Origin of the sequence: Psychrobacter sp. Pi2-52, from assembly GCF_904846705.1 — a bacterium.
Lineage (GTDB): Bacteria > Pseudomonadota > Gammaproteobacteria > Pseudomonadales > Moraxellaceae > Psychrobacter.
This window is the reverse complement of sequence record NZ_CAJHBS010000024.1, coordinates 38770-49934: the sequence shown is the minus strand read 5'-3', so window position 1 is coordinate 49934 and position 11165 is coordinate 38770. Positions and strand designations below refer to the sequence as shown.

Sequence of the window (11165 nt, the reverse complement as noted above, 5' to 3'; positions counted from 1 at the left end):
TATTATATTATCTTAATAATTAGTTAGACCCTATATAGGGTAATTACTTCATCCAATAGAAAAACGTCTGAGGGTTAAATCTAAATTATAGATTTAACCCTCAGACGTTTTTTTGCTTATAAAACAGTAGAAATTGTGGTCAATCTAGTCAGCTATATTCTGTACATGTTACACAAACTTACATTGTAAAATGTGGGATATTAGCAATTTTTTCGACATCAAAAAAGTATTTTTGGGGTTTTTAAGGGGAATGACAGGCTAAACAACCTATGCTAAAGTCGGCTTTGTGTTTTGGTCAGCAGCTTGATTTGTAACAGCTTCGTAAGACTTCAATGAGCTGTGATCGCCAATAATCATTTTTTATATGAATAATATGCAGCAGAAGTATCAGTCACTATGACATATATATACTTGAGTTATTGAGATTTAATTGACTGCGCTGTTGTTGATAACAGACGATTTTGAATTAACCGTAGGTATTAGATTTATGAAACAGGCTTTATTGATTTTGTCAGTACTGGGTATGGGCATAGCACAAACGAGTGGTGCTGCTATCACAATCTCTCAAACAAATAATACCATCACCAATACTTCTGTGGCATCAAACTACGGTTCATCAAAAAACATCTATAGCACCAAAAGTGGTGCTTATGTTTCTAATAATGATGAAATTAGTCAAGCAATTAGCAACCTAAGTGCGCAGGCCAAGCAAAAAGAGAATCAGCTTTCATCATTAAACAGCCGCTTATACGCTGAAAAACAACAGCAGCAAGTCAATAAGGTTCCTGACAGCAATTCAGCCCCCGCTATCGCTGCTGCTCGCGCCTCAAAAGTGGCTTTATCTGGCAGCTCTGGATATTGTGCCCGTTACGTACGTAAAGCACTACAATCAGCTGGTTATGAGTTCACTCCAAATCCTTCAGCCTATCAGTACGCTACTCGTGGCACACTTGAGAAAGCAGGTTTCAGCAAAATCAGCAATGATATGCCAACCCAAGTAGGTGATGTTATTGTCTATGATCGCTCATCAAAGCGTCCACATGGCCATATTCAAATTTTCGATGGTACAAATTGGATTTCTGACTTCCGTCAGAACAGCATCAGCCCATACAGTGGTGTCTATGCTTATACGACATGGCGCGATTCAAAATACGTGGATGACGCATCCGCATCAGATCGTAATATCTACCTTGCTATGAATGATAAATAAGACTTTCTAAGTCAGCACAACATAGTTGTTATTTCCTCCAACCCAGTAGGGCGTGTTGAACATTCACAAATAGTCTCTGTCAGTGCCATGGTTGAAGGTTCAACACGCCCTAGTGACTAGTGACTGTGCCCGATATGGTTATTCGCAGAGCTTTGCTGCTCTGATATGTCGCAGACCAATGCATCGCTATGGGCGCTGGTCTGCGGGTGTGACAAGCTTTCAACCTGAATGGTGGCGTGATGAATACCAAGCGCAAGCAACCCTTGCTCAAGATTGGCAATCAATACGCTGGCATCCGAGATTCTCATATCCCCATCGACCATCACATGGCAAGATAGCGCATTTAGCCCGCTGGTGATGCTCCAAATATGCAGGTCGTGGACTTGTTTTACTTGTGGATGGGCAAGCAGCTTGTCTTCCACATCTACCAGCGATATGCCTTCTGGCGTGCCCTCCATCAAGACATGTACCGAATCACGTACAACGCGGTAACCACTTACTAAGATAAGTACCGCGACGATCACCGACGCTGCGGCATCGGCCCAAACCCAGCCAAACCCCATCATCAGTAAAGCGGCGATGATCGCGGCGACAGAGCCCATCAAATCACTTAATACATGCAAGTAAGCGCTTTGCATATTGAGGTTGACAGGCTCTTTGGAATCATTGCTTTTATTTGCTTTTTCTTTATTTACTTTGTCTGCATTTGCTCCATGGCTGTGGGTGTGTCCATCGCTGCCGCTACTACCACGATGCATCAGCCAAGCGACCAAGATATTAACCAGCATACCGATGGTGGCGACGATTAGCATACCTTGGGTAGCAATCTCAGGCGGTGAGTTAAGGCGTTTGATCGCTTCATAAAAAATCATCAAGGCGATAATTACTAGCGTCGCACCATTGACGGTGGCCACGATAATCTCAAAGCGTTTATAGCCAAAGGTCTTTTGATGGGTGGCGGCTTTTTCGCCGATTTTAAATGCCATCAACGTCGCACCAAGGGCGATGGCGTCGCTGAGCATGTGTCCTGCATCAGAGAGTAACGCCAAGCTGCCTGTCAGTAAGCCACCAATCGCCTCGATAAACATATAGCCTGTGATGATCACAAAGCTAATCAGTAACGTACGCTGATAGCCTTTGGTATCTCTTGGTGCGGTGTTTTGCTCTAGGTGAGTGTCATGATCATGAGCGTCTTGATTGCCAGCAGTATAGTTACTATCGTTGTTTTTATAGACATCAATAGGCTCACTTGGAGGCAAATGCTTATTTTGCTTATGACTGGCATCTTCTTGACTCATAACGTTACTCAAATTTATTAAGACTTATGGTAAATAACTTCAAGGATTAATGATAAATCTAACATAGTCGAGTATTAGAAGCTGTAACGACGAGGTAAAAATGCAGCCAGTAAGCTATAGTCGATTCACTGCAAAAATGACATCGTGCTACTGGTATAAATTTTCCTTGCATGCTGTTATTACAGAGGCTGCGCAACATTCATTCCAGTAGCACTCTTCAATTTATCACCATGTTATTTTGAACTGACTAGGGCGTGTTGAACATTCATAATTTGAGCCAGATATAAGCACAAGCAAGAGCGACCGTATTTTCATAACTTTGCTTGAGCTTATCAAACCTGGTGGCAACCGCCCTATACTGTTTTAGTTTGGCGAAAGCATTTTCTACTAGATGCCTCGCTTTATATAAGTCCCAGTCCATATGGTCGTTAGAAGACTGAGTATTTCGTTTTCGAGGGATGTTATCCCGTGTCCCTGCTTGTTCAATATGCGCTCGTAGTGCATCAGAATCATAGCCTTTATCGGCACATAAAACCTCTGTGTTGCTCAAATTAACTTTGTCTACTAAGTCAGGTGCGACTTTAACATCGTGGGTCGTGCCATCTGACAAGATAAAGGTAATCGGATTGCCATGCGCATCTACTGCCAAGTGAATCTTGGTCGCGCGTCCTGCCACACTTTTACTAATGGATTGTAGGTTCTCATTGCCACCACTGCTGTGCTGATGCGCTTTAATATGAGTACCATCAATGAAGACCCACTCAAGGTCTGCGTCTTTGATTAATAAAGCAAACAGCGTAATCAGCTTATTACTACGAAACCAGCGCTGGTAAGCTTTATAGATGGTATTGGGCTTGCCAAAACACTCGGGTAAGTCGCACCAAGGACAGCCAACACGCATGCGATAAAGCACGCCTTCAACCGTTTGTCTAAGATTTCCTTTGTCATAGATATTAAGTTCTAGTAATATAGGTTTCAGTCTTGTCCAGTGTTCATCTTTGAGCATAGTGCGAGGCATAGCGAACGATATCTTTTTTGTGTGAGAACTTAAAGATTAACCGTTCGCTATTTTTTTTGCCATTAATTTATACCCAATGTTCAACACGCCCTAGTGATCTTAATATCATTGCTGGGTTTTTTTGTGCTTAACATCAGGGCGTATTTAACCTTTCATGATTTGATCCGTCAGAAATGAACACTACTGATATCATTACTCATGACAGGAGTTATCGACAAGCGCGTTTAAAATGCCACATGATGACGCTGGTGCACTACTTGCACATTTCTGGCGCAAAACGGTCAAGTGATGCTTTAAGTGCATCAGTTCTTCCATTCGTATTTCCACAGCATGAATGTGCTCATCTAGCAAGTTATTCACATCGCCGCAGTCCTTGTCAGGCGACTCCCAGTATTCAAGTAAGATTCGCACATCATCTAAAGCCATATCGAGCGTACGGCAATGTAGGATAAATTGTAGACGCTCAATGTGCTCTTCATTATATAAACGATAATTCCCTTCGCTACGAAAAGGCTCGGGTAATAAACGCTCTTTTTCATAATAGCGAATGGTTTCTACTGTGGCACCTGTGCGTTTAGCGAGCTCACCAATTTTGATTGTCATAACAACCTCTATGATTTAAATAATTAAAGTGGCTGTAAAGACTAGCGCTAGAGAAATTAAAATTACGAAACTGTAGATAAATAACCTTGACTCTAAAGCCACTATAGGGTTCATAATATCATTATTCAAAGGGTAAATTATTATGAAATATCATATTGAAGGTATGGACTGTGCCAGTTGCATCGGCAAGATTGAAACAGCTTTGAAACGTATGCCTGGGGTTTCTGATGTTCAGCTGAATTTCGCTACAGAAACGCTAGAGCTAAATTTAGCCCCTGGTGCGCCGACTCAGGCTAGTGATATCGAAAAAACAATCAAAAGCCTAGGGTTCGGCATCTCTGCCAATACTGGTCAACAAACTGTATCGGCTATTGATATTGACAGCGACAATCAGATGGCTCCGCAGGATAAGCAATGGTGGCAAACTCAAAAAGGCAAACAGGTTGTTGGCCTCGGTATTTTGATGGGCAGCGGTTATGCACTGTCACTACTGTTGCCCGCTTATGGGATATGGGTGTTTGCCATCGCTGTGATTGTAGGCGTTTTTCCATTTGCGCGCAAAGCCTTAGCACTGGCTAAAACAGGTTCATTCTTTTCAATTGAAACGCTGATGTCCGTCGCCGTGCTTGGCGCACTTATCATTGGTGAAGCTGAAGAGGCCGCAGCGGTTGTCTTTTTGTTCTCAATCGGTGAACTGTTTGAGAGTATCGCTGCTGATCGCGCTCGCGCTGGCATCAGAGCCTTATCATCGCTGGTTCCGAAAAGTGCAATTTTACTTGATGCTCAAGGTGGGCAGCGTAACGTTCCAGCGACTTCATTACAAGTGAATGACCTTGTGCTGGTGCGTCCTGGAGATAGGGTATCTGCTGATGGTTCCATTGTTCAAGGTGCGTCCAGCCTTGATGATTCGCCCGTGACGGGAGAGTCTGTTCCTGTTGCCAAGACGATGGGTGACAATGTATTTGCAGGGTCAATTAACATCGATGGTGTGCTCCAAGTGCGCGTAGAAAAGACAGCCGCCGATAACACCATTTCGCGCATTATTGAGCTGGTAGAGCAAGCCCAAGCCTCCAAAGCACCCACTGCCCGTTTTATTGAGAAATTCAGTCGCTATTACACACCCGCAGTGATGGCTATTGCCGCACTAATTATTATCATTCCACCGTTAGCCATGGGTGGAGATTGGTCGACTTGGTTGTATCGCGGTCTAGCACTGTTGCTGATTGCCTGTCCCTGTGCTCTTGTACTATCAACACCCGCTGCCATCGCCTCTGGTCTTGCTGTTGGTGCGCGCCGTGGCTTGCTGATCAAAGGCGGTAGTGCTTTAGAAACTATCGGCCAAGTGAAGACGGTCGCTTTTGACAAGACAGGCACTTTAACTGAAGGCAAACCACGCGTGACCGATGTTGTTGCCTTTACACAAGAGGACTCAAGTATTCAAGGTCAGAATTCTCAAGGTCAAGATGAGATATTGGCACTTTTTGCCAGTGTGGAGACTGGTTCTAGTCACCCGCTTGCTGAAGCCATTGTTAGTCATGCTGAAGCTGCTAAAGTGTTCATACCTGTGGCCTTCAATACTTCTGCAACTGCCGGTAAAGCGGTACACGCAACTGTCGCGGAGCGCGCGCTAGCTATCGGTTCGCCTGTTTACGCAGCCGATGAGGCATTGATTTCATCCACACAACAGGCGCAAATTGAGGCGCTGCAAAATGAGGGTAAGACCGTCTCTGTTCTTTTCGATGAGCAAAACCGTGAAGTGCTTGGATTAATCGCGCTAAGAGACGAATTACGAGACGACGCTCATGAAGGTGTGGCTCAGCTCAAAGCGATGGGTGTGCGCTCCGTCATGCTAACAGGCGACAACCGCTTAACCGCTCAAGCACTTGCCAGTAATTTAGACGTGGAATGGGAAGCTGAGCTGTTGCCTGAGGACAAACTGCGCCTGCTTAACGAGATGAAGAACAACCGCAAAATAGCGATGGTTGGTGATGGTATTAACGATGCGCCAGCGCTAGCAACTGCCGATGTTGGCATCGCGATGGGTGGTGGTACCGATGTGGCCATTGAGACGGCCGATATCGCATTATTAAAAAGTCGTGTTACGGACATGGCTCATCTCATCGCACTTTCACGTGCCACCATGCGCAACATTCATCAGAACGTCATTTTCGCTTTAGGTCTCAAAGGCGTCTTTCTGATCACGACCATATTCGGCATTACTGGACTATGGATTGCGGTTCTAGCTGATGCTGGAGCAACAGTGATCGTTACTCTTAATGCGTTACGTTTACTGCGCTTTAAAGGCGCGCCTCCACTGGTAAATCCGCCTAAAGTAGTTAAATAAAACCCTTCGAAATCAATTAAAAACTAGAGATAGCAGCAGATTTCGGGGTGGGTTCTAATAATAAAAATTCCACCGCCACAGTAAACTGCAACCGCATTAGAGTAAATAAGGTTAGACCGTATGTTGATTACAGAATTGGGCTATTTTGCCTTGCTTACCGCTTTTGTACTGGCGTTATTGCAGGTAATTCTGCCAACTATTGGTGTTATTCGTAACCAAGTTGCTTGGCAACGACTAGCCCCTAGCCTAGCTTGGGCACAGTTTGCCGCCATGATAACGTCATTTGGCGCTTTGATAGCAGGTTTTTATTATAATGATTTTAGCCTCAGTTACGTCGCGCAGCATTCTAATACGCTGTTGCCTTGGTACTATAAGTTATCGGCGACATGGGGCGGACACGAGGGCTCTTTGCTGCTATGGATGACCATCATGGCCACATGGTGTGCACTGGTATCATACTTTAGTCGCGGCTTGCCGTTATCAATGCGTGCGCGGGTATTAGTTATTTTGGCCGGTGTACAGTTAATGATGCTAACGATGCTGATATTTACCTCGTCACCGTTTGAGCGTACCTTACCCAATCTAGCGGTCGATGGCGCTGATTTAAATCCTGTCCTACAAGATTTCGGTCTGATTATTCATCCGCCCATGTTATATATGGGCTATGTGGGTATGGTAGTACCTTTTGCATTTTGTATGGCGGCATTGTGGGAAGGGCGTTTAGATGCTGCTTGGACACGCTGGTCACGTCCATGGGCGCTCGCGGCTTGGGGATTTTTGACCATTGGTATTGCACTGGGCTCGTGGTGGGCCTACTACGAGCTTGGCTGGGGCGGTTGGTGGTTTTGGGATCCGGTAGAGAATGCCTCGTTTATGCCTTGGCTTGTCGGCTTAGCATTGCTGCATTCATTAGCAGTCACTGAAAAGCGCGGGGTGTTTAAAGCATGGACCATCATGCTGGCTATTTTCGCCTTTGCCTTAAGCTTGCTTGGCACGTTCCTGGTACGCTCTGGAGTCCTTACCTCAGTGCATTCGTTTGCCGCTGATCCGACGCGTGGTTTGGTTATCTTAGCTATTCTTGGCATTATCATCGGTAGTGGTCTATTAATGTTTGCCGTTCGAGGTTGGCGTTTAACCGTTGAAAGTCAATATCAGCTGATTTCACGTGAGTCCTTTTTAGTGATCAACAACGCCATCATTTTGATTGCAACCTTAGTGGTGCTGCTCGGCACCCTTTACCCTATTATCGCTGATGCTTTTGGTTTAGGACAAGTGTCCGTTGGCCCTCCTTATTTTAATGCATTATTTGTACCTTTAACGTGGCTGTTATTAATAGCTATGGGTATGGGCTCAAATATTCGCTGGAAAAAAGACACCCGTCCACTACTGGGTATAGGCATGGTCATCGCCGTTAGTAGCTTAGTATTAGCCGCCATTATTACTTACTTTGTTAATCCATCGTCTATGCTTAATATTGGTGTGACTTTAGCCGTTAGCTTTTGGGCACTGCTATGGATGGCAGTTGATTTTAAAGATAAAACTAAGAATGCGCCTAATCTTTTTAACGGTTTGCGGCAGTTGCGTCTGAGCTATTGGGGTCAACAGACTGCTCATATTGGCGTATTGGTTGCTGTCATTGGCATAGCCTTTACTAGTAGCCTGAGTATTGAGCGTGACGTAGCAATGGGTATTGGCGATACAGTCAATGTTCAAGGTTACGATTTTGAAGTAACTGAATTTTTTGAAATAAAGGGTAGTAACTTTGATGCAACGCAAGCGCAAGTGGTGGTATCCAAAGACGGTCGTGAAGTGGCGAAACTGACTCCAGAAAAGCGTACTTATATTATCAGCACGATGCCAACAACTGAAGCTGCTATTGACCCCAGTCTTATGCGCGATGTTTATGTCGCACTGGGCGAACCTATTGCCGATGGTAGTAACCAATGGGCATTAAGGATTTATGTAAAACCATTAATTCGTTGGATATGGCTCGGCGCTATTATTATGGCATTGGGTGGTCTGCTGAGTATGCTTGATAGGCGCTATCGTCTCAAAACATCCAAGACCCCTGCACAAATTGCAGCGAGTAAGTCAGGCTTTACGACGGTTACTGATTTAGATGTTAAAAGCACTACTAATAACACGACACTAATAGGGGAGAAGCAAAATGACTAAGTCTAATCATTTTTCCGAGCAACCCCCTGAAACAAAAGGTAATCGAACAATGAAAAAAAGCCAATTTAGAATATGGTTTTTGATCCCGCTGATCATCTTTGCTGCTGTTATGGTTATGCTTTATTTTCGTTTGGGGCAGCCGACTGAAATCGTAACCAATACCGCGCTTGAACGCCCAGTACCAGCGTTTGAGCTGCCATTGTTGTCCGATACCAGTCGGATCATGACCAATGACAACTTACCTGATGAGCCCTTTTTGATGAATATTTGGGGCTCTTGGTGCCCAACTTGCGTTATTGAGCATCCTTTTTTGATGCAACTAGAAGAGCGTGGTGTCAATCTGGTTGGCGTGAATTATAAAGACGATATCGGTGATGCGCTCAGCTATCTCAACCGAGGCGGTGATCCCTTTTCGATGTCTATTCAGGATTTGTCCGGCCAGTTTGCCTTGGACTTAGGGTTGACGGGTGCGCCTGAGACTTTCACTGTCGATGGTGAAGGCGTTATTCGCCAGCACATTGTTGGTGAGATTAACGAGAGTAACTGGCAAGATCGTATTGAGCCTTGCTTAACGGTACTCAATGATGCCAATGATAATAACGTCAGTCCAGATGCGATTCAGGTTGAAGAGGTGTGCAAATGATAGCCCGTTCAATAAAGGCCGTTACGATAAAAGTAGCGAGCTTAATACTTGCCTGTCTCCTAAGTGTGACCAGCTATGCGGCGATAGAGGTATATGATTTTGACTCTGCACAACAAGAAGCCCAATATCGAGGGCTAATCGAAGAGCTACGTTGCCCGAAATGCCAAAACCAAAACTTGGCAGGTTCTGATGCGCCGATTGCCCAAGACTTAAAGCAAAAAGTCTATGATTTGATTAAAGACAGACGTAGTGATGCGGAAATCCGGGATTATATGCAAGAGCGCTACGGCGATTTTATCAGCTACAAGCCGCCTGTACGTCCATCGACATGGATTTTATGGTTTTTTCCGCCATTGCTACTGATCGTATTATTGATAGGGTGGTTTTGGCAAAGTAAACGCCGCCAAGTTGTCGCCCGTGGCCAAAACGGCGTTACAGTGAACAGTACTGCTGCCTTGACCTCTGCGGAAAAGGCTGAGCTTGATCGTCTATTATCGCAAGCTGAGAATGTCGACCACGATATTACTAGCATAGAGGACAAAAAATGACTCTATTTTCTACTTTTGGCTTATTTGTAGCTCTAAGCTTGCTGATTGCTCTTATATTTGCGCTAATTGCTATTATGCCATGGCTACGAGCACCGCGTTTGCAGTCCAAACCAATAGACAATCAACTGCTAGATATTAATGTTGCAGTATTTCGCGAACGTTTAGCTGAGCTACAAACAGATAAAGACAGCGGTACTATTAATAATAGCCATTATCAAAATCAAAAGCTGGAACTGGAGCGTCAGCTATTGGATGCCCAGCGTGAAGTCACGCCGATGGTCACCCCTGGTATCAAAAGCCGCTTGATCCTCATGGTTTGGGTGCCTGTATTGGCTGCGCTGGCGTATCTGATGGTGGGTGACCGAACGCCTGTGTTTGATCTGTGGACGGCCGAAGACAAGGTCGGAAAAGTCGCTGATGACTTGTTGACTGGCAAAATCGATCAGCCACCTGTATGGGCAATCGAAAACGGCCAGCAGCTTATCAGCGCGATGCAGACCAACGTTTATCGTCATGCCGATGATCCTGATCGCTGGATGCGTTTGTCAGAGCTGTTTTTATCGCTTGAAGCTACCGACTCAGCGATTGAAGCTTTGTCACGCGCTTACCGTCTGTCACCAGACAATGAAGAGATTGCGACCACTTATGCGCAGATTAGCTTTTTTGCCAATAAAGGTCAGCTTGATGCCAGTAGCCGCCGTGTATTACAAGATGTCCTTGCCAAAAATCCACAGCATGAAGGTGCGCAGATGCTAATGGCAATGGGTGAGGCACGTGGTAGTAACTTTGCCCAAGCGCAAGGTTGGATTAAACGCTTACAAGGCAGCATTGTGGCCAAACCAGGTGATCATACTAAAGCTTTAGCAAGCTTAGATGAGTTAAGCAACTACGTTAGCACGCAAGAAAAGCAAGCGCTAGAAGGTATTGACGTGACAGTGAAAATTAACGCTAATTTATTACCGTTAGTGAAAGCTGATGATGTGTTGTTTGTAGCGATACGTGATGTGAAAGGGGGCCCTCCGTTTGCCGCCAAACGTTTACCCATTAGTATTATCAAGCAAGGTGAGGCTAGTATCCGCTTAAGCAATCTTGATGCGATGATGCCAGATCGCACGTTAAATTCAGCTCGTAGTGACAAAACTCAGTTAGCAGTCGTTGCTCGTATTAGTCATAGCGGTAATGCCATAGCAGAATCAGGCGACTTATCGGGTAATCCTATAATGATTAGCGTTGAACAGACTCAGGTTAATGTTGAAATCAATCAACAGATTCCCTAATAAAAAATTATTACCGTAAGTTTCATAATACCAGAGCGGTAAGTGGAGC

Annotated in this window: 9 protein-coding genes; 6 read left to right on the top strand and 3 right to left on the bottom strand. The window is 44.8% G+C overall.

Annotation, left to right across the window (positions count from 1 at the left end):
• Positions 1-487: 487 nt before the first annotated feature.
• Positions 488-1210 (top strand): CHAP domain-containing protein, encoded by a 723-nt coding sequence (locus tag JMY00_RS11840; protein ID WP_068405068.1) that lies wholly within the window; start codon positions 488-490, stop codon positions 1208-1210.
• A gap of 116 nt (positions 1211-1326) precedes the next feature.
• Here the strand turns inward: JMY00_RS11840 and JMY00_RS11835 are convergent, their stop codons facing one another.
• The 3 genes from JMY00_RS11835 to cadR form a co-directional block, all read right to left on the bottom strand.
• Positions 1327-2508: a cation diffusion facilitator family transporter gene (locus JMY00_RS11835; RefSeq protein ID WP_077448184.1), complete on the bottom strand. Its 1182-nt coding sequence runs from the start codon at positions 2506-2508 to the stop codon at positions 1327-1329.
• Between the two features lie 265 nt (positions 2509-2773).
• A complete protein-coding gene (locus JMY00_RS11830) occupies positions 2774-3526 on the bottom strand; it encodes an IS5 family transposase (protein WP_191114789.1) in 753 nt (250 codons plus the stop codon).
• A 192-nt stretch (positions 3527-3718) separates the two neighbouring features.
• Positions 3719-4129 (bottom strand): Cd(II)/Pb(II)-responsive transcriptional regulator, encoded by a 411-nt coding sequence (gene cadR / locus JMY00_RS11825; RefSeq protein ID WP_007394845.1) that lies wholly within the window; start codon positions 4127-4129, stop codon positions 3719-3721.
• A 142-nt stretch (positions 4130-4271) separates the two neighbouring features.
• Between cadR and JMY00_RS11820 the strand changes: the two genes are divergently transcribed.
• The 5 genes from JMY00_RS11820 (at position 4272) to ccmI (ending at position 11116) form a co-directional block, all read left to right on the top strand.
• Positions 4272-6473, top strand: coding sequence for a heavy metal translocating P-type ATPase (locus JMY00_RS11820; protein ID WP_201549280.1), 2202 nt, complete (start codon positions 4272-4274; stop codon positions 6471-6473).
• A gap of 120 nt (positions 6474-6593) precedes the next feature.
• Positions 6594-8648: a heme lyase CcmF/NrfE family subunit gene (locus JMY00_RS11815; protein ID WP_105244429.1), complete on the top strand. Its 2055-nt coding sequence runs from the start codon at positions 6594-6596 to the stop codon at positions 8646-8648.
• The gene (locus JMY00_RS11810) at positions 8641-9291 is read left to right on the top strand and encodes a DsbE family thiol:disulfide interchange protein (protein WP_105244428.1); all 651 of its coding nucleotides are present in this window, start codon (positions 8641-8643) and stop codon (positions 9289-9291) included. The genes JMY00_RS11815 and JMY00_RS11810 overlap by 8 nt, the downstream gene beginning before the upstream one ends.
• Positions 9288-9839 (top strand): cytochrome c-type biogenesis protein, encoded by a 552-nt coding sequence (locus JMY00_RS11805; RefSeq protein ID WP_191114791.1) that lies wholly within the window; start codon positions 9288-9290, stop codon positions 9837-9839. Before JMY00_RS11810 ends, JMY00_RS11805 begins: the two co-directional genes overlap by 4 nt.
• Entirely contained in the window at positions 9836-11116 is a 1281-nt protein-coding gene (ccmI, locus tag JMY00_RS11800; protein WP_191114792.1) for a c-type cytochrome biogenesis protein CcmI, read from the top strand. Before JMY00_RS11805 ends, ccmI begins: the two co-directional genes overlap by 4 nt.
• The last annotated feature ends 49 nt before the right edge of the window (positions 11117-11165 follow it).

Bases quoted from the DNA above. Each gene is read 5' to 3' on its own strand.
- JMY00_RS11840 (WP_068405068.1), top strand. From the start codon at position 488: ATGAAACAGGCTTTATTGATTTTGTCAGTACTGGGTATGGGCATAGCA.
- JMY00_RS11835 (WP_077448184.1), bottom strand. From the start codon at position 2,508: ATGAGTCAAGAAGATGCCAGTCATAAGCAAAATAAGCATTTGCCTCCA.
- JMY00_RS11830 (WP_191114789.1), bottom strand. From the start codon at position 3,526: ATGCCTCGCACTATGCTCAAAGATGAACACTGGACAAGACTGAAACCT.
- cadR (WP_007394845.1), bottom strand. From the start codon at position 4,129: ATGACAATCAAAATTGGTGAGCTCGCTAAACGCACAGGTGCCACAGTA.
- JMY00_RS11820 (WP_201549280.1), top strand. From the start codon at position 4,272: ATGAAATATCATATTGAAGGTATGGACTGTGCCAGTTGCATCGGCAAG.
- JMY00_RS11815 (WP_105244429.1), top strand. From the start codon at position 6,594: ATGTTGATTACAGAATTGGGCTATTTTGCCTTGCTTACCGCTTTTGTA.
- JMY00_RS11810 (WP_105244428.1), top strand. From the start codon at position 8,641: ATGACTAAGTCTAATCATTTTTCCGAGCAACCCCCTGAAACAAAAGGT.
- JMY00_RS11805 (WP_191114791.1), top strand. From the start codon at position 9,288: ATGATAGCCCGTTCAATAAAGGCCGTTACGATAAAAGTAGCGAGCTTA.
- ccmI (WP_191114792.1), top strand. From the start codon at position 9,836: ATGACTCTATTTTCTACTTTTGGCTTATTTGTAGCTCTAAGCTTGCTG.